Source organism: Streptomyces sp. a15 (assembly GCF_059026085.1).
This window is the reverse complement of record NZ_JBWLKM010000065.1, coordinates 1-17962: the sequence shown is the minus strand read 5'-3', so window position 1 is coordinate 17962 and position 17962 is coordinate 1. Positions and strand designations below refer to the sequence as shown.

Annotated in this window: 13 protein-coding genes and 2 pseudogenes; 4 read left to right on the top strand and 11 right to left on the bottom strand. The window is 70.8% G+C overall.

Translation table 11 applies throughout. The annotated features are described in order from the left end of the window. The first annotated feature begins 34 nt into the window (after nt 1-34). The gene (locus AC5P09_RS39080) at nt 35-970 is read left to right on the top strand and encodes a LysR family transcriptional regulator (RefSeq protein ID WP_493878449.1); all 936 of its coding nucleotides are present in this window, start codon (nt 35-37) and stop codon (nt 968-970) included. 31 nt (nt 971-1001) lie between these two features. Here the strand turns inward: AC5P09_RS39080 and AC5P09_RS39075 are convergent, their stop codons facing one another. The 4 genes from AC5P09_RS39075 to AC5P09_RS39060 all read right to left on the bottom strand — a co-directional run bounded on the left by AC5P09_RS39075 (nt 1002) and on the right by AC5P09_RS39060 (nt 4772). After that, nucleotides 1002-1397 carry a hypothetical protein gene (locus tag AC5P09_RS39075; RefSeq protein WP_493878448.1) on the bottom strand — a complete coding sequence of 132 codons (396 nt, stop codon included), beginning with the start codon at nt 1395-1397 and terminating at the stop codon, nt 1002-1004. 462 nt (nt 1398-1859) lie between these two features. Then, nucleotides 1860-2489 carry a GNAT family N-acetyltransferase gene (locus AC5P09_RS39070; RefSeq protein WP_493878447.1) on the bottom strand — a complete coding sequence of 210 codons (630 nt, stop codon included), beginning with the start codon at nt 2487-2489 and terminating at the stop codon, nt 1860-1862. Between the two features lie 12 nt (nt 2490-2501). Then, a complete protein-coding gene (aroA, locus tag AC5P09_RS39065) occupies nt 2502-3743 on the bottom strand; it encodes a 3-phosphoshikimate 1-carboxyvinyltransferase (RefSeq protein ID WP_493878446.1) in 1242 nt (413 codons plus the stop codon). A 93-nt stretch (nt 3744-3836) separates the two neighbouring features. Continuing rightward, nucleotides 3837-4772 (bottom strand): peptidoglycan-binding protein, encoded by a 936-nt coding sequence (locus tag AC5P09_RS39060; protein ID WP_493878445.1) that lies wholly within the window; start codon nt 4770-4772, stop codon nt 3837-3839. 466 nt (nt 4773-5238) lie between these two features. Here AC5P09_RS39060 and AC5P09_RS39055 point away from each other — a divergent pair, with 466 nt between their 5' ends. After that, a complete protein-coding gene (locus AC5P09_RS39055) occupies nt 5239-7146 on the top strand; it encodes a glycoside hydrolase family 3 protein (protein ID WP_493878444.1) in 1908 nt (635 codons plus the stop codon). A 160-nt stretch (nt 7147-7306) separates the two neighbouring features. Beyond that, nucleotides 7307-7951 carry a hypothetical protein gene (locus AC5P09_RS39050; protein WP_493878443.1) on the top strand — a complete coding sequence of 215 codons (645 nt, stop codon included), beginning with the start codon at nt 7307-7309 and terminating at the stop codon, nt 7949-7951. A 37-nt stretch (nt 7952-7988) separates the two neighbouring features. On the opposite strand, the gene AC5P09_RS39045 is transcribed toward AC5P09_RS39050, so the two are convergent. From AC5P09_RS39045 to AC5P09_RS39015, 7 genes and pseudogenes are all read right to left on the bottom strand, one after another. Continuing rightward, the gene (locus tag AC5P09_RS39045) at nt 7989-9449 is read right to left on the bottom strand and encodes a S28 family serine protease (protein WP_493878442.1); all 1461 of its coding nucleotides are present in this window, start codon (nt 9447-9449) and stop codon (nt 7989-7991) included. Nucleotides 9450-9559: 110 nt separating this feature from the next. Continuing rightward, nucleotides 9560-9934 (bottom strand): hypothetical protein, encoded by a 375-nt coding sequence (locus AC5P09_RS39040; protein WP_493878441.1) that lies wholly within the window; start codon nt 9932-9934, stop codon nt 9560-9562. Between the two features lie 119 nt (nt 9935-10053). Beyond that, complete coding sequence (locus AC5P09_RS39035) at nt 10054-13770, bottom strand: ABC transporter ATP-binding protein (protein WP_493878440.1); 3717 nt, start codon at nt 13768-13770, stop codon at nt 10054-10056. 119 nt (nt 13771-13889) lie between these two features. Beyond that, nucleotides 13890-14579 (bottom strand): annotated as a pseudogene (locus AC5P09_RS39030) (esterase-like activity of phytase family protein); the annotation flags it as partial. Nucleotides 14580-14670: 91 nt separating this feature from the next. Then, complete coding sequence (locus tag AC5P09_RS39025; RefSeq protein WP_493878439.1) at nt 14671-15528, bottom strand: serine hydrolase; 858 nt, start codon at nt 15526-15528, stop codon at nt 14671-14673. Nucleotides 15529-15806: 278 nt separating this feature from the next. Next, nucleotides 15807-16223 (bottom strand): hypothetical protein, encoded by a 417-nt coding sequence (locus tag AC5P09_RS39020; RefSeq protein WP_493878438.1) that lies wholly within the window; start codon nt 16221-16223, stop codon nt 15807-15809. Nucleotides 16224-16387: 164 nt separating this feature from the next. Next, nucleotides 16388-16637, bottom strand: a pseudogene (locus AC5P09_RS39015) (transposase); the annotation flags it as partial. 208 nt (nt 16638-16845) lie between these two features. Here AC5P09_RS39015 and AC5P09_RS39010 point away from each other — a divergent pair. Continuing rightward, on the top strand, nt 16846-17682 hold the full coding sequence (locus AC5P09_RS39010) for an SDR family oxidoreductase (protein WP_493878437.1): 837 nt from the start codon (nt 16846-16848) through the stop codon (nt 17680-17682). Nucleotides 17683-17962 lie beyond the last annotated feature (280 nt).

Below are 17962 nucleotides of genomic sequence, written 5' to 3'. Positions count from 1 at the left end.
ATCCCCGTCACTCAGGTCCAGTTAATCTTTTGTGGTGGAACAGGTAAGCGAGACCTTCACAGTTGACCTGCGTCGTCTGAACGTCCTGCGCGAGCTGCAGCGCCGGGGCAGTCTGGCGCGTACGGCGGCGGCCCTGCATCTGACGCCTTCGGCGGTCTCCCAGCAGCTCGCGACGCTGGCCCGCGAGGCGGGCGTACCGCTGACGGAACGGGACGGGCGGGGCGTACGGCTGACCGGGCAGGCCCGGGTCCTGCTCGCCCACGCCGATCTGATCGCCGCCCAACTGGAGCGGGCGCGGGCCGACTTGGCGGCGTACGGGGAGGGCGGCCGGGGTGCGGTGACGGTCGGTTGCTTCTCCAGCGGCATCCTGGGCCTGCTGCCGGCCGCGTTGCGCGCCCTCGGCGATCGCCTCCCCCACGTCCGTATCGACGTCGTGGAGGCCGAACCGCCGGACCTGTTCACCGCGCTCGACGGGGGCCAGGTGGACGTGGCCGTGGCGGTGGACTTCGCGGCGGCGCCGCCCCACACGGACCGGCGGTACAGCCGGGTGGACCTGTTCACCGATGTCCTGGACGTGGCGCTGCCGACCGGGCATCGCCTCGCCGGCCGCGAGCGAGTGGCGTTGCGGGAGCTGGCCACCGAGGCGTGGATCGTCGGGGACGCCCGGAGCTGCTGCGGTGCGGTGGCCCGGTCGGTGTGCGCGGCGGCCGGCTTCACGCCGGACGTCCGGCACGCGGTGAACGACTGGGGGGCGCTGGCGGCGCTGGTGGAGGCGGGTCAGGGGGTGGCGCTGGTGCCGCGTCTGGTGCGGCCGTTGTACGCCCACCGGGACCTGGCCGTGCGCCCGGCCGAGGGCGAGCCGCCCTCGCGGAACGTCTTCGTGGCCGTTCGGGCGGGGGCGGAGGGGGATCCGGTGCTGGCGGCGGTGCGGGAGGAACTGCGTACGGCGGCGGCCGTCGTAGGCGCGTGAGCGCCGGTCATCGGCAGGCCTCCGGGGGACGTCAGGTGACGACCGCGACGACGACCAGGGCCGCCCATACCGCGACCAGCGCGCCCACTCGGACCAGGGGCACCCCGTCGAGGATCCTGCCCAGCCGTCCGGCCTCTCCGGCCTCTCCGACCTCTCCTGTCTCTCCTGTCTCTCCGACCTCTCCGGCCCGTCCGGCAGGGAGGCGGCGCAGGGCCCACGTGAGCAGCAGCGATGCCCCGGCCGTGTAGGCGAGCAGGAAGAAGGGGCGGGCGCTGGGGTAGTCCGGGTCCCAGGGCTCGTGGGCCTCGTTCTCCATATAGAGGAGCGCGGCGATGGCGTACCACAGGAGTGCGCTGCCGGCCGTGACGACGGTGTCCAACTCGGTGGACAGCACCGGCCTGCGGATGGTGGATCGGTCCGGCGTCATGGGGAGTTCCTCGGGTTCACGGCCAACGCCTCTCTCAGTCCCACCAGTTGAACAGCAGGTCGCTCAGCGTATCCGGCTGCCAGTAGCGCAGCTGCTCCAGCTCGCACGCCGCCAGTTCCCTGCCGCCCCGAAGGCCTCGGCCCAGGCCGGTCCACGAACCCCGACAGCGGGCGTCCCGGCTCCGGCGGGGTGTCCGTGAAGGCGACGAGCGGCAGGTGGGCGTGGCACAGGACGGTGCGCGACTCCCCACGTCCGGCGATCGTCACGGCCTCGAAGCTCGGCATTCCGGGGATCGTCAGCACGTCGACGCGAGGCCCGCCGCCTTTCCTGGCGGCCTCGAAGCACGCGGCGCGGAACAGCCTCACGTCCGTCGTCGGCAGGGGCTCGCCGCCCCGGTCCCAGAAACCCGTCGCACCCCGCGCGGGTCGTATCGGTGCCTCCCCGGCCCCGGACGGCCCTCCGCTACCCACGCGCCGCCAACCCCGCCACCCGCTCCTCCAGCCGCCCCCGGCACTGGGGCCACTCCGCCGCCGTGATCGAGAAGATCGCGGAGTCGCGCAGCCGGCCGTCCTCGCCCGGCGCCCAGGAGCGGGACCAGTTGCGCAGGACGCCCTCGAAGCGGGCGCCGGCCTTCTGGATGGCCGCGCGGGAGCGGTCGTTGCGGGCGTCCGTCTTGAGGTCGACCCGGGCGACGCCCCACTTCTCGAAGGCGTGCCGGAAGAGCAGGAGCTTGGCCTCGGTGTTGATGCCGGTGCCCTGGGCGGAGGCGGCGAGCCAGGTGAAGCCGACCTCGACGGCGTCCAGTTGATCGTCGGTCAGCCAGCAGCGGGGCTCCCAGAAGGACGTGGCGCCGACGACCCGGCTCGTGCGCGCGGAGATCTGGACGTACGGCGCGAGTCGTCCCGTGGCCGCGCGGGCGAGCTGTGCGTCGATGTACGCGGGGACCTCGTCGGCCCGGGGGACCCAGGTGAACGCGTAGGTGTCCCGGTTCTCCTCCGCCGCCTGCGCCAGCCCGGCCGCGTGCCGGTGCTCCAGTGGTTCCAGGCGGACCAACGCGCCCTCCAGGACTGGCCCCTCCAGCTTGAAGCTCACCCTCGCCGTCCCTCACAACCGTGCGCGCAGCGCCCCGAACTCCTCATGGAAACCGGGGAAAGTCTTGCGTACGCAGCCCGGGTCGTCGAACGAGATTCCCGGCGTGCGCAGCCCCGTCACCGCGAAGGACATCACGATGCGGTGGTCGCCGTACGACGTGATCTCGGCACCCACCAGGCCGTCGGCCGCTCCACCCGGCCGGATCTCGATCCAGTCCGGGCCCGTCTGCACCGTCGCCCCCAGCCGTCGCAGGTTCTCCGCGCAGGCCTCCAGACGGTCGCACTCCTTCACCCGGGTGTTCGCCACGTCCTCGATCCGTACCGGGCCGGAGGCGAAGGGAGCGATCGCGGCCAGGGTCGGCATGGTGTCCGAGATGTCCCGCATGGCGACCGTAAGGCCGTTCAGGCGGCCGGTTCCCCTGACCGTCGTGGCGTCCGCACCGATCGTCACCTCGGCGCCCATCCGCCGCAGTACGTCGACGAAGCCGAGGTCGCCCTGGAGCGCCCCCGTGCCGAGGCCGGGGACCGTGACCTCGCCGCCGGTCAGGGCCGCCGCCGCGAAGAAGTAACTGGCGGTGGAGGCGTCGGGCTCGATCGCGTACGTCGTGGCCCGGTAGCCGCCCGGCGGGACGTCGAAGACGTTCCCGTCCCGCCGCACCTCGACCCCGAACTCCCGCATCATCGCGAGTGTGATCTCCACGTACGGCGCCGAGACGAGGTCCGTCACCGCGATCCGCAGACCGGTCCGCGTCAGCGGGCCCAGCAGCAGCAACGCCGTCAGGTACTGCGAGGACTGGCCCGCGTCCAGCGTGACCTCGCCGCCCTCGACGCCCGCCGCCACCACCGTCAGCGGGTGGTGACCCTCGGCCTCCTCGTGCCGCAGCTCCACGCCCAGGTCGCGCAGGGCCCGGGTCAGCGGGAGCAGGGGGCGCCGGCGCATCTGGGGCGAGGCGTCGAAGCGGTACGTGCCGTGGCCGGCCGCCGCCAGGGTCGGCAGGAAGCGGGCGGTGGTGGCGCCGTCGCGGCAGTACACGTCCGCCTCGGTCACCGCCGGGCCCTGCGGGCGGCCGTCGACCTGCCAGGCGTCCGGGGTCCGGCCGACCCGATAGCCGAGCCGTACCAGGCCCTCGGCGAAGCCCTCCGTGTCGTCCGAGCGGAGCGGGCGCAGAAGGGTGGTGACGCCGTCGGCCGCGGCCGCCAGGAAGAGGGCGCGGGCGGTGACGGACTTGGAACCGGGGATCTGTACGACGGCCATGGGGCCATGCTGACCCGACCCCCGCCCCACGTGCCGGAACGTCCGCGGAGTGGACCTTGGAGGGGACCTTGAACGGTCCGCGGTCCCGGGCGGTCAGGAGAAGAGCAGCCGCCAGGTCAGCGGGCCCGGACGGCCGTCCGCGTCGCCGCGCAGTTCCTTGCGGGACTTCTGGAAGTCCCGCACGTTGAGCCGGTCCGCCTCGCCCCAGCTCCGGCTCGGGCCCACCTTGTAGTGGTCGCCGAAGCCGCGCTTCACCAGCTGCTTGCCGAGCTGGAGGACGTACGCGTTCGAGGCCCCGTCCGTGAAGTACTTGCGGCCGGGGAACGCCGGCACCTTGGGCTTCGACGGCTTCGACGGCTTGGACGGCGTGGTCTGCGGCGGGGTCTCGTCGCCGAGGTCGAGATCGTCCTTGGCGTACTTGACCACCCGGGCGAAGTCGATCGCGCCGGGGTCGCCGTGGCTGTTCTCCGGCACGTGCATGTGGCCGCAGACGCCCTTGAACCCCTTCCACTCGGCGAACGACATCCGCTGGTCGCCGCTGTTCGCGTACGACGTGGGGTACGCCGGCCACGCCTTCGGGCCGGACAGCGCCACGCCGTGCTCCTCGTGCATCCACGCCAGGAACCGCGCGACCTCCCGCAGGGCCCAGTCGGGGGCGTCCGGCCAGTAGATGTGGGCCTGGCCGGCGGCCTTCCACTTGGCGTGGGTCTTGGGGTCGCAGGTGCCGACCAGCTCCACCTGGCAGACGTTCAGGGTGTTCGTCTCGACACCTTGGGCCTTGTTGACGAGGGCCCTGGACGAGCTCTCGATGTCGAAGTGCTGATACCACTTCAGCTTCTTGGCGGCGAGGTCCGGCACCGCCGTCAGGTTCGGCGCCGAGGAACCACCGCCGTAGCCGGGCAGGCTGCGGCCCTCGGTGGTGTGCAGGACGACGACGTTGACCTCCATCGCCGAACCGGGATAGTCGTCCTGGTACCAGTTCGCGCGGCTGGCGCCGGGGTATCTCTGAGGGCCGGTCTTCGTACTCACGTGCTGCCTCCTGATGTCGGCCCGTTTCGGGCTCCCTGGGGCAGATCATGATGCCAACCACCCCGGAATGCAGGGGGGTTGGAGAAATTCGGCGCGCCGGGCGGGCTGGCGGCCCTCCTGTCCCTCCCGCCCCCCCTGCGCGCGCCCGCACCAACTTCCGGAAACCGGGAACCCCGCCCCGATCCCGCTCGTCCAACCCGCAAGCTGCCGGAGAGTCACCGTGGTCCGGTGTCGGCCTCGCTGCTGGCTGCGAACGCTGACTTACCCTCTCCGCCGAACCGCGGCCGGCAGCATGCCGCCATCGGCGCGCCCCCCTCCAACTGCGCCGATGGCGGCCCCTCTCCCGACAGTGCCGCCTGCCCGGTCCAGGCCCCTGCCCGCGTTACTGTGCGCTCCCTTGACTGGCAGAAACTTCCCGGATATTGCTGACAGCTCGGAAGTTTCCTTCACGAGGGAAGGAGCGCACGTGCGCGACTCCAGCACCGCAGGCACGGGAAACACCGCAGGCACGGGAAGCACCGGCAGCACGGGAAACACCGCACGCCCCTCCAGACGTACCGTGCTCGCCGCCTCCGCCGGCGCCACCGCCGCACTGACGGTCGGCGGGACGTCGTACGCCGCCCCCGACGACCGGCATCTGAGCACCCTCGTCTCCCGCATGACGCTGGAGGAGAAGGTCGGCCAGCTCTTCGTGACGCGGGTCTACGGCCACTCCGCCACCGCCCCCGACCAGGCCGACATCGACGCCAACCTCGCGGAGCTCGGCGTGCGCACGGCCGCCGAGGTGGTCGCCAAGTACCGGGTCGGCGGGATCATCTACTTCGCCTGGGCGCACAACACCCGCGCGCCCCATCAGATCGCGGACCTGTCGAACGGGATCCAGCGGGCCTCCCTGGAGCAGCCGCGCGGGCTGCCCATGCTGATCTCCACCGACCAGGAGCACGGCATCGTCTGCCGGGTCGGGAAGCCCGCCACCCTCTTCCCGGGCGCGATGGCCATGGGCGCCGGGCGCTCCCGCACCGACGCCCGCACCCTCGGCCTCGTGGCGGGCCGGGAGCTGCGGGCGATGGGCATCCGGCAGAACTACTCCCCCGTCGCCGACGTGAACGTCAACCCGGCGAACCCGGTGATCGGCGTACGGTCCTTCGGCGCCGAACCGGGCGCGGTGGCCGGGCTGGTCGCCGCCGAGGTCGCCGGCTACCAGCGCTCCAGGGTCGCCGCGACCGCCAAGCACTTCCCGGGGCACGGCGACACCGCCGTCGACAGCCACTACGGCTTCCCGGTCATCAACCACACGCGCGCACAGTGGGACGAGCTCGACGCGCCGCCCTTCCGGGCCGCCGTCCGCGCCGGCATCGACTCGATCATGACCGCGCACATCATGGTCCCGGCCCTCGACATCCCCCACTCTCGACTTCGCTCGAGCGGGGGGACCCCCACCGGCGACCCGGCCACCCTCTCCCACCCGATCCTCACCGGCATCCTGCGCGAGAAGCTCGGCTACGACGGGGTGGTGGTGACGGACGACCTCGGCATGCAGGGCGTACGGGAGAAGTACGGCGACGACCGCGTGCCGGTGCTCGCGCTGAAGGCAGGAGCGGACCAGCTCCTCGACCCGCCCTCCCTGGCCGTCGCGTGGAACGCCGTCCTGAAGGCCGTACAGGACGGGGAGCTCACCGAGGCGCGGCTCGACGAGTCGGTCCTGCGGGTGCTGCGGCTGAAGGGGAAGCTTGGGCTGTTCGAGGAGCCCTACGTCACTCAGGCAGGGGTCACCGACACCGTCGGGGCCAAGGGCCATCTGGCGGCGGCCGACCTGATCGCCGAGCGGACGACGACCTTGCTGGTGAACGAGGGGCGGCTGTTGCCGCTGTCCCGGCGTACGCATCCCAAGGTGCTCGTCGTCGGCGCCGATCCCGCCTCACCGTCCGGGACGACCGGGCCGCCCACCGGGGTGCTGGCCGGCGCGCTCACCGAACTCGGCTTCACGGCCACCGCGTTGTCGACGGGCACGGCCCCCTCGGCCGCCACCATCGCCCGGGCCGTCGCGGCGGCCCGGGACGCGGACGCGGTGGTGGTCGGGACGTACAACGTCGGCGCGACCAGTGCGCAGAAGACGCTCGTCGAGCAGCTGGTGGCGACCGGGAAGCCGGTGGTGGCGGTCGCGATCCGGAATCCGTACGACGTGGCCCACCTGCCCTCCGTGCCCGCCTGCCTGGCGGCGTACTCCTGGACCGACGTCGAACTGCGGGCCGCCGCCCGGGTGATCGCGGGGCGGGTGGCGCCGCGCGGGAAGCTGCCGGTGCCGGTGCAGCGGGCGGACGATCCGGCGCGGGTGCTGTATCCGGTCGGGCACGGGTTGTCGTACCGGACGTAGACCAGAGGGAGCCGTCCGGGCACCAGAGGTAGCCGCCGGACGTAGCGCCCGTACGTCACACAACCGGCGCACGCCCCCCAAAAGGCTCAAAGCACCCTGGATGTCTGGCGTGCGCCCGCCGTGGCGGGTCACGCTGGGCGGGGGACCCGGGGGGATGGCGATGCGCGAGAGATGTTCCGTGGGGGCGGTGTGCGCACTGCTGGCGGTGCTGGCCGTCCTGTTGTCGGGATGTTCGGGGCCGGCGTCCGGTGCGGGCGCCGGCGAGGAGGACGGGCGGCTGGGCACGGCGGTGACGCCCTCGCCGTCCCGGACCTCGGGGTACGGCGCGGTGTTCCTCGCCGTCGACGAGTGCAGCTCCTTCGGCACGACCAGCTTCACCGAGGTGCCGTGCGACGGCGAGCGCGCGGCGGCCCGGGTCGTGGCCCGGCACGACGGCACGGTCGCCGACGGGCCCCAGTGCCCGGGGACCACGGACTTCGTGCTCCACATCAGCGAACAGAGCCAGGCGTCCGACGAGGACGGCGACGGGGCGATCCCGCAGGGCTACGCCTGTATGCGCAACCTGGGCCCGCCGCATCCCGGCGACCCGGGCGGCGGAGGCGGGCCGCGCACCATCGTCGGCGACTGCGTCTACGGCCTGGGCGACGGCCAGGTCCGCGAGACCGCGTGCGACGGCAAGGGCGGCAAGAAGCCGGAGCACAAGGTGACCAAGGCGGTCGACAAACGCAGCCAGTGCCCGCTGTCGACGGCCCTGTACGTCCAGCTGGGCGGCGAGCACCCGGTGGGCTGCGCCCGGCCGGTGTGACCCGCGAGGGGACCGACGGCCGGGCGCAGCACGGTGGTTACGGACGCAGGGTGGGCTCCCGCTCCACGTCCCGCTTGTCCAGCTTGGCGTCGAACTTCGCCAGCGGCTTCGCCGTCGACGGGTCCGCCTGGACGGTGGCGGACGCGACGCCGGCCCACTGAAGGATCCGGGCGGTGGCGAAGGCCTTCTGGTCGGGGACCAGACCGGCCACGTTCGCGCCGTGGTTGAGGCCGGGGGCGGTGAAGACGTACGAGTCCTTCGCGCCCTTGCCGAGGCGGAACGGCTCCGCGCCCCACGGGTCGTTCTCGCCGTAGACGTAGAGCATGTGGCGGGCGTTGTGCTTCACCCAGGTGTCCACGTCACGCATCGCGTACGGCTGGAACTTCATCGAGATGTCGCGCGGGACGAAGTACCGGGGCGGCAGGTAGCCGTAGCGGATGTACTTCTTCTCGATGTGCGGGAACACGATCGTCGGCGCACCGAGCTGGGTGCCCGCCTGGTAGTAGTACGGCGTGTACGGAGCCAGGCCCTGGTCGGTGTAGAAGGAGAACCCGGCGATGGTGTCGATCGAGGTCCAGATGTCGTCGTCGGTCGCGTTCTTCGCGTCCGCCGGGATCGAGTCGCAGTCGGAGAGCAGGCTGTACTGCCAGAAGCCCCAGACGTAGTCCAGCACCGTCGCCTCGTACGCCTTGTCCAGGCTGCCGACGGTGTCGAAGGTGAAGCCGTTCTCGGCCGCGTACGCCGCGTACCTCTTCTCCAGCGGCTCCCGGCGCACCAGCGCCTCGCGCTGCACCCCGTTCAGCCGGTCGCGGCACTCCTTGGTGCCGACGGTGGCGAAGAAGCGGTCGTACGCCGAGTCCTCCTTGTTGACCACGTCGTTGGGGGCGACGTACGCGACGACGCCGTCCATGTCCTTCGGGTAGAAGCGCTCGTAGTAGGTGGCGGTCATGCCGCCCTTGGAGCCGCCGGTCGAGATCCACTTCTTGGTGTAAAGGGGCTTCAGGGCCTTGAAGATGCGGTGCTGGTCGCCGGCCGCCTGCCAGATGTCCAGCTTGGTCCAGTCGGCCGGGTCGGGCCGGGACGGGGTGAAGAAGCGGTACTCCATGGAGACCTGGTTGCCGTCCACGATCTGGGTGGGCTCGCGGCGGCCCGGGTTCGTGGAGACGTTGTAGCCGCCGGTGTAGAAGACCGTCGGGCGGGAGACGTCCTTGTGCAGCACGGTGATCCGCTGCTGGAACGTGCCCTTGGACGGGTTCCGGTGGTCGACCGGCTGGGTGTAGTTGAGGACGAAGAAGCGGTAGCCGGTGTAGGGCTTCTCCTCGATCAGGCTCATCCCCGGTATGGAGAGGAGTTGTTCCTTGATGTCCGCGGCCGCGGTGGTGCCGTTGGTGCCGGTGGTGCCGGTGGCCTCCGGCTCGGCGGCGGTGGCCGCGCTCGCCGTGCTCAACGTGCCTATGAGCACCGTGAGCGCCAGCAGCCATCTGAGCGCCTTGCGCATGCACCCTCCCCAGTAATGACAGATGTGCGCCGGAAGCTAGCGGAGCAAGTCGCCTCAGCACCAGGGGAGATGGGCTCTTGATGGGGAAAACCCTGTACGAAGGCTGTGATTCAGAACCGAATCCAGCCGGAGCTGACCGACCCCCCGCCCACCGCGCCCTTCACCCGCACCTTCCGTTGACCGGCGTGCGTCTTCCTCGGCCCGGCGAGGCGCGAGTACAGGCCCTCGTCCACCACGGGGCGGAGTCCACGCGCCTGCACGCTGACCATCATGTACCGCTCGACACCGGGCCTCTTGGCGAGGGTGACCGCGCAGATCCAGCCATTTCGCTCGTAGATCTGCACGGACCCGGTGGAGAACGACAACGTCCTGACCTTGCGTCCCGCGCAGGACGTCTCGGCGGCCTGCGCACTGCCCGGCGCGGCGAGCGCGAGCAGCACGGACGCGGTCAGCACAGCCAGACCGAGCGCCGGCCGCCGACGCATCAGAGCACCCCTGTCCACAGCGTCCCTCCCCTGTCGCGCGATGAGCGTACTGGTGTACGGACGCGGGACGTATGTCGGATGGTTGCGCGGTCGTCACCGAAGCGCGTGACCGGGTTCGGTCAGGCCGCCGCGGGTGCGTCCTCCCCCACGAACGTCCGCCACAGCTCGGCATAGCGGCCGTCCCGCGCGAGCAGTTCCTCGTGCGTGCCGTCCTCGGCGACCTGGCCGCGGTCCATGACGACCACGCGGTCCGCGCGGGCCGCCGTGGTCAGCCGGTGGGCGACCACGAGTGTGGTACGGCGGCCCGCGATGCGGTCGGTGGCCTGGTTGACCTGGGCTTCCGTGGCCAGGTCCAGGGCCGCGGTCGCCTCGTCGAGGAGGAGGACGTCCGGGTCGACCAGCTCGGCGCGGGCCAGCGCGATCAGCTGGCGTTGGCCCGCGGAGAGGTTGCGGCCGCGTTCGGCGACCTTGTGGAGGTAGCCGCCGTCCAGCGTGGCGATCATCTCGTGGGCGCCGACCGCGCGGGCCGCCGCCTCCACCTCGGCGTCGGTGGCGTCGGGGCGGCCGTAGGCGATGGCGTCGCGGACGGTGCCCTGGAAGAGGTACGCCTCCTGCGGGACGACTCCGAGGCGGTGCCGGTAGGAGGTGAGGTCCAGGGTCTTCAGGTCGGTGCCGTCGACGGTCACCCGGCCGCCCGTCGGGTCGTAGAAGCGGGCGACCAGCTTGACCAGGGTCGACTTGCCCGCGCCCGTCTCACCGACGAAGGCGACCGTCTGGCCGGCGGTGATGCGCAGGTCGATGCCCGTGAGGGCCTCCTCCTCATCGCCGTACTTGAAGTGCACGTCCTCGAAGGCGATCTCGCCCCGCAGGGAGAGGACTTGGAGCGGCTCGTCGGCGTTCTCGGTCGACGTCGGCTCCTGGAGCAGCTCCTGGATGCGGCCCAGCGACACCGTCGCCTGCTGGTAGCCGTCGAAGACCTGGGAGAGCTGCTGGACGGGCGCGAAGAACAGGTCGATGTAGAGGAGGTACGCGACCAGGGCGCCGGTCGTGAGGGTCGCCGCGTCGACCCGTCCCGCGCCCGCGATCAGTACGGCGGCGGCGGCCACCGACGACAGGAACTGCACGAACGGGAAGTAGATCGAGATCAGCCACTGGCCCCGGATGCGCGCCTGGCGGTAGCTGTCGCTGCGCTCCGCGAACCGCCGGCTGCCGTCGTGCTCGCGGCGGAATGCCTGCACGATCCGGAGCCCGGACACCGACTCCTGAAGGTCGGCGTTGACCAACGACACCCGCTCACGGGCCAGTTCGTACGCCTTCACGCTCGCCCGGCGGAAGAAGAACGTGGCGACGATCAGCGGAGGCAGGGTCGCGAAGACGACGAGCGCGAGCTCCACGTCGATCACCAGCAGGGCGACCATGATGCCGAAGAAGGTGACGACCGAGACGAACGCGGTGACCAGGCCGGTCTGCAGGAAGGTCGAGAGGGCGTCGACGTCCGTCGTCATCCTCGTCATGATCCGGCCCGTCAACTCCCGCTCGTAGTAGTCGAGTCCGAGCCGCTGGAGCTGGGAGAAGATCTTCAGGCGCAGGGAGTACAGAACCCGTTCGCCGGTCCGCCCGGTCATCCGGATCTCGCCGACCTGCGCGCCCCACTGGACGAACACGCTGAGCAGGGCGAGCAGGGAGGCGGCCCAGACCGCGCCCAGGGCCATCTGGGTGACGCCGTCGTCGATGCCGTGCCGGATCATCACCGGGAGCAGCAGGCCCATGCCGGCGTCCACGGCGACGAGGCCGAGGCTCACCAGCAGGGGCAGGCCGAAGCCCCGCAGCAGCCTGCGCAGGCCGTACGACTCCTCGGCGGCGACCGCCCGTGCCTCGTCGATGCCCGGGGTGTCGGTCGCCGGGGGCAGCGCGTCGACCTCGGCGAGGAGTTCGGGGGTGGCCGGGGTGCCGTCCATGGCGATGTCCCGGCGCTCGCGCTCGCCCGCCCAGAGCCTGGGCGTGATGCCGCTCTCGGCGTCGAACTCGGCGTCCAGCTCGTCCCGTACGGAGGTGTCCTCGGCCGGCTCGGCGGGCCGGGCGTGGCCGGGTGAGACGCCGCCGAGTTCGTCCGGGTCAGTGAGGAGGCGGCGGTAGAGGGCGGACCGCTGCTGGAGTTCCTCGTGGGTGCCGAGGTCGGCGAGCCGGCCGCCGTCGAGGACGGCGATGCGGTCGGCGAGGTTGAGCGTGGAGCGGCGGTGGGCGATGAGCAGGGTCGTCCGGCCCTGCATGACCTGCCGCAGGGCCTCGTGGATCTCGTGCTCGACGCGGGCGTCCACGGCGGAGGTGGCGTCGTCGAGGACCAGCAGGCGCGGGTCGGTGAGGATCGCGCGGGCGAGCGCGACGCGCTGGCGCTGGCCGCCGGAGAGGGTGAGGCCGTGCTCGCCGACCGTGGTGTCGTAGCCCTCGGGGAGCTCCCTGATGAAACGGTCCGCCTGAGCGGCGCGGGCGGCGGCCTCGATCTCCTCCTGGGTCGCCTCCGGACGGCCGTACGCGATGTTGTTGCGGACGGTGTCCGAGAAGAGGAAGGAGTCCTCGGGGACCAGGCCGATCGCGGCCCGCAGCGAGTCGAGGGTGAGCTCGCGGACGTCGTGGCCGCCGATGAGGACGGCGCCGCGGGTCACGTCGTAGAAGCGGGGCATCAGCAGCGACACGGTCGACTTGCCGGAGCCGGAGGAGCCGACGACGGCGAGGGTCTCGCCGGGGCGGATCTCGAAGCTCAGCCCGTCGAGAACCGGGCGCTCATGGTCGTAGCCGAAGGAGACGTCGTCGAACTCGACGGTCGCGGGCGCGTCGGCGGGAAGCTTCTTCGTGCCGTCCCGCATCGAAGGCTCGGTGTCGATGAGCTCCAGGACGCGTTCCGTGCCCGCACGGGCCTGCTGGCCGACCGTGAGGACCATGGCGAGCATGCGGACCGGGCCGACGAGCTGGGCGAGGTAGGTGGAGAAGGCGACGAACGTGCCGAGCGTGATGTGGCCGCGGACCGCGAGCCAGCCGCCGACCGCGAGCATCGCGACCTGGCCGAGGGCGGGGACGGCCTGCAGGGCCGGGGTGTACCGGGAGTTGAAGCGGATGGTGCGCAGGCGCCCGGCGAAGAGCCGGCGGCCGACCTCCCGGAGCTTCCCGGTCTCCTGGTCCTCCTGCCCGAAGCCCTTCACCACGCGTACGCCGCTGACGGCGCCGTCGACCACTCCCGCGACGGCGGCGGCCTGGGCCTGCGCGTACCAGGTGGCGGGGTGGAGCTTGCTGCGGCTGCGCCTGGCGATCCACCACAGGGCCGGGGCGACGGCCAGGGCGACCAGGGTGAGCGGCAGCGACAGCCACGCCATGATCACCAGGGAGATCAGGAAGAGCAGGATGTTCCCGATGGTCATCGGGAGCATGAAGAGCAGGCCCTGGATCAGCTGGAGGTCGCTGGTGGCACGGCCGACGACCTGGCCGGTGGACAGCTCGTCCTGCCGGCGGCCGTCGAGGCGGGTGATCGTCCCGTACATCTCGGTCCGCAGGTCGTGCTGGACGTCCAGGGCGAGGCGGCCGCCGTAGTAGCGGCGGATGTAGGTGAGGACGTAGACGGCGACGGCCGCGACGATCAGGGCGCCGGCCCAGGGGGCCATGTCCCGGCTCTGGTCGCCGATCACGTCGTCGATGATCACCTTGGTGACCAGGGGGACCAGCGCCATGACGGCCATGCCGCCGAGGGAGGAGCCGAGGGCGAGGACGACGTCCGTGCGGTGGCGCCAGGCGTAGCCGGCCAGTCTGCGGGCCCAGCCCTGTGTCTCGCCCTTTTGCGCTGCCACGCGGGTGCCTTCCGTTCGACCTGATCTTCCGGAAGACACCAACGCGAAAATAAGCGGATTTCATCCCTCCGTCACAGTCCTACGACCAAGGTCGGAGGGCGGCGGGGCGCAGGAAGGACTCAGATACGCACCCGGAGGTAGTAGAACCGTGTCGTCTGCACGGCGTTCTGGTTGTCGTCGCTGACCAGGAGCACCTTCAGGCGGCCCTTGCTCCAGCCCGTGATCGCCATCCCCTCGACGTTGTCCAGCAGCGGATTCGGCTGGGGCTGCTTCGCCGTGGCACCCAGGGTCGGGCAGGCGGCGATGTCCATGAGGAGCGTCTTCTTGATCAGCCGTACGCCGTCCTGGCCCGTCAGGTTCTCGATGCCGCTGGTGTCCGTCGCGCGGCGCGGGTCGGCCAGGTAGAGGCGGACCGTGTTGCCGACACCGGAGGTGAAGCCGCGCTCCAGGACGAGCAGCCGGCCGTCGGGGGTGGCCTGGACCTCGGAGACGCCGAGGCCGGTGTCCGTGCCGTAGGCGTACTGGGCGCCGAGCTCGAAGCCCTTGCGGTGCCGCTCCCAGGTCTGGAAGCGGACGATGCCCGCGCTGTCGCCGGAGAGGGCGTACTCCATCGACGCGAGCAGGGTACGGCCGGCGGGGAGCATGGTCAGCCCCTCGAAGGTGCCGTTGGAGACGGCGCGGCCGGCCGGGGCGACCTGGAGGGAGGGCGGGACGGGGAGGCGGTCGAGGATCTTGCCCTGGGGGCTGTAGCGACGCACCGACGGCTCGGTCTCTGAGCTGATCAGCCGCGTCCCGTCACGGTCGATCATCGCATGGGGTCACCGTAGGGCGGGTCGGTGACGCACGGGAGACCGGCTCATGAAGCGTCGAGGGGCCGGGGGGTGTCGCGGGGTCGAGGGCTCAACTCGCGGCCAGATCCCTGTGCACGACCTTGGCGACGCCCTGGATGGTCGTGATGCCGTAGTTCATGGTGCTGTTGCCGTGGGTGAGCACCGTGATCATGTAGTCGTGGCCGTTGCCCTTGAACGCGCCGACGCTGTGCACCCGCCAGCCGTTGGTGGCCCGCTGCAGCCAGCCGTTCTTGACGGCGACGGAGACTCCGGACGGCACTCCGTACGGCGTTCCCCAGCGCTGCGAGGAGATGACCTGGCCCATCAACTTGCGGATGTAGGCGCGGGAATTGTCGCTCAGGACCGTGTTGCTCGCGGTGACCAGCTTGAGCAGTTTCTGTTCGTCGGTGACGGTGATCTGGGTCAGGCCCCAGTAGCCGTTCGCGCCGGGTTTCGTCTGGGTCATGCCGGCGGCGGTGAGGAAGCCCTTGATCTTCGTCAGGCCGAGCTGCTTCCAGAGCGTGCTGGTCGCGGCGTTGTCCGACTTGGTGATCATGGCCTTGGCGAGGGTGGCCTCGCGGTCGGTGAGGTACCGGTTGTGCTTCTTGGCGTCCCACAGCAGCGTGGCGAGGACGGTGACCTTCACAACGCTGGCCGAGTCGAAGGCCGTTGAGGGGCGCAGGGTGCAGGTGGTCTTGGTGGAGCGGTCGTAGACGCCGACCGCGACCGTGCCCTTGCGGTTGGCGAGGGCGGCGGTGATGTCCTTCTTCAGCTTGGCGGCGAGGCCCGCCTTGGCGGACGTGCAGCTGACGGTCGGTGTGGCCGCGGCGGCGGGCGAGGCGGCGGCCAGGACAGGTATGAACGCGCCGACGGCCACGCCGGCCGCCAGGAGTCTCGTGCGGCGGGACCGGGATATCGCTGGAGTCATGCCCCAGTTGACTATCAGGCCCGGGGGAATGGTTGTACGAGCCGCTGACTATCTCCTTGGTCTTTTTGCTCTTTTCACAGGTGAGTCAGCCCCGGCACAGCTAGTGCCACATCAGGCAAAGCGACCGCGGTGGCCAGTACCTTGCCGCGCTGCCCCCACCAGCTGGAGGCGTCTCCCGCCACCGCGCGCCTGCCACTGTTCATCGGTGAGTTGTCTGCGCGTCACGGTCGTCTTCCTACCGGATCCGGTAGGAAGACGACCGTGACATCACACCGGCCCTAGCGGTCAAGCCAGCGTTGCAGCGCCTCGGGCACGTTCGTTGGATGTGAGCTGAAGCTCAACCGGATGTCGGGCTGGAGGTCGATGAGCACGTTGACGATCCGTTCGAACAGCACGGTGTACTCCGGGACGTTCTTGATGCCGCCGCCGACGAGCACCACCCCGAAGGAGCGCCCGTCGAACAGTCGGCGCAGCTCGGCCTCGGCCTCGTCGGGGTCCAGGCTGACATAGCCCGCCTCGCCGTCGATGCCTGTGGCCTGGAGCGCAGCCCAGCTGCGCTTCCTCATGGCGATCAGGTCCTCGAGCGTCGCAACCCCCGGCGGAAAATCGTCCGGCGAAAGCGCGTCAGGGGTGATGCCGAGGGTCAGCACGCGCTGATTGACCGGAGGCTTCACTTGAGAGTTCTTGTGGGACACGGGGTCTCCTCGGTTCCGTGGGGGAAGTTCAAAAGAAAGATGACATGTCAATCGTTGATGCGTCAAGCGCTTCGGCCTCCGTCGCCGTTCACCAGATGCGAGAGCAGCGTGACGCCACAAGGGGCGGAACGCTCACAGCCTTGTGAGCGCCCCGAGCGCGCTACAGCCCGACCCAAACCGCCGGATGCAACGCAGGCCGACGCGTCGCTGCCCTTGAGGAAGCCCGTGTCATCAATGATCAGCGCGGTTGGTTTGACCGCCGCGGTCATCTCCCATGCGAGCCGGGCCCGCACATGCACCGGATCCCACGGGCTGGTGGTCTGCCCGTGCGAACGGCTCGAACGCATCCGCGGCGAGGTCCTCCAGACCGCACCGGACTTCATCCAACTCCCCAGGTGTCGAGGTGTCACACACCGGTCGATGACACAGCCCCTCAACCGGACACGCCACCGACAGACGACCAAGCCCTACCTCCAGTGTGCCAAGCGTTGAACAAGCAGAGCATTGACGTGTCAATGGTTGATGTATCATCATCCTCTCGTACGGCACCCATCCCGCATGCGCCGCCCCGCACAGCGGAAGCTCCCACCACCAGAAAATGATCAGCCCAAGGAGGACAACCGTGATCGTGGTGACCGGCGCCACCGGCAACGTAGGCCGCGCCCTCGTCGAACGACTCGTCGCCGAGGACCAGCCCGTCCGCGCACTGACCCGCAACCCCGAACAGGCCGCGCTCCCTTCCGGCGCGGAAGTGACCAGGCTCGACCTCGACCGGCCGACCCACCTGTTGGAGGGCGCGACCAAGCTGTTCCTCCAGATACAGGCCACCGGGGAACGGACCGGCGACCTGCTCGACGCGGCCCGCGCGGCAGGCGTCCGGCACGTCGTGATGCTCTCCTCGGGGACGATCAACGAGGGCGCCGACGACGAAACCAACCCCATCCGCATCTGGCACGCGACCGCCGAACAGCAGGTTCGCGACAGCGGCCTGGAGTGGACCTTCCTGCGCTCCATGGACTTCGCCGTCAACTCCCTTCAGTGGGCCCCGCAGATCCGCGCGGGCAACACCGTCCACGGCCCCTTCGCCGACCTCACCAGGGCACCCATCCACGAGGACGACATCGCCGCCGTCGCAGCCCGCGCCCTCGTCGACGACGGACACGCCGGCGCCGTCCACCGCCTCACCGGCCCCGAGCCCGTCACGACCACCGAACAGATCACCGCCATCGGCCGGGCCCTCGACCGCGACCTGCACTTCGTCGAAATCCCCCCGGACCAGGTGGGCCCCGACATCTTCCCCCACGTCGATCCCTCGATGCTGCAGGACGTCCTCAAGAGGTTCGCGGCCATCGTCGGCGTACCACCGGAGATCACGACCACGGTCGAGACGATCACGGGCACTCCAGCCCGCACATTCGGCGAGTGGGCCAAGGACCACCGCGCAGACTTCCAATCCTGAGCCACTAGGGCGCCCCGCCAAGGGGCGTAGGGAACCTGCGCACCCAACCCCGTACGACCCGCGCCCGGCACTCCGGGCCTCAGCGGCGCCCCATAAGGGCCGCAGGGCTGGGCGCGCGGCGCCTCGGCGTCATCCCCGGCCAGCACCTCCCCCACACGTCCTGAACGTTCGTTCGGGAAAGCCAACCCTCCACGCTCTTCAGGGAATTCCATGACCAGGATCGGCATCATCCTCGGCAGTACCCGCCCCAACCGCAACGGCGAGCAGGTGGCCAAGTGGG

Coding starts and splice junctions, on each gene's coding strand:
- AC5P09_RS39075 (WP_493878448.1), bottom strand. CDS start 1,397: ATGACGCCGGACCGATCCACCATCCGCAGGCCGGTGCTGTCCACCGAG.
- aroA (WP_493878446.1), bottom strand. CDS start 3,743: ATGGCCGTCGTACAGATCCCCGGTTCCAAGTCCGTCACCGCCCGCGCC.
- AC5P09_RS39050 (WP_493878443.1), top strand. CDS start 7,307: ATGCGCGAGAGATGTTCCGTGGGGGCGGTGTGCGCACTGCTGGCGGTG.
- AC5P09_RS39045 (WP_493878442.1), bottom strand. CDS start 9,449: ATGCGCAAGGCGCTCAGATGGCTGCTGGCGCTCACGGTGCTCATAGGC.
- AC5P09_RS39040 (WP_493878441.1), bottom strand. CDS start 9,934: ATGCGTCGGCGGCCGGCGCTCGGTCTGGCTGTGCTGACCGCGTCCGTG.
- AC5P09_RS39025 (WP_493878439.1), bottom strand. CDS start 15,528: ATGACTCCAGCGATATCCCGGTCCCGCCGCACGAGACTCCTGGCGGCC.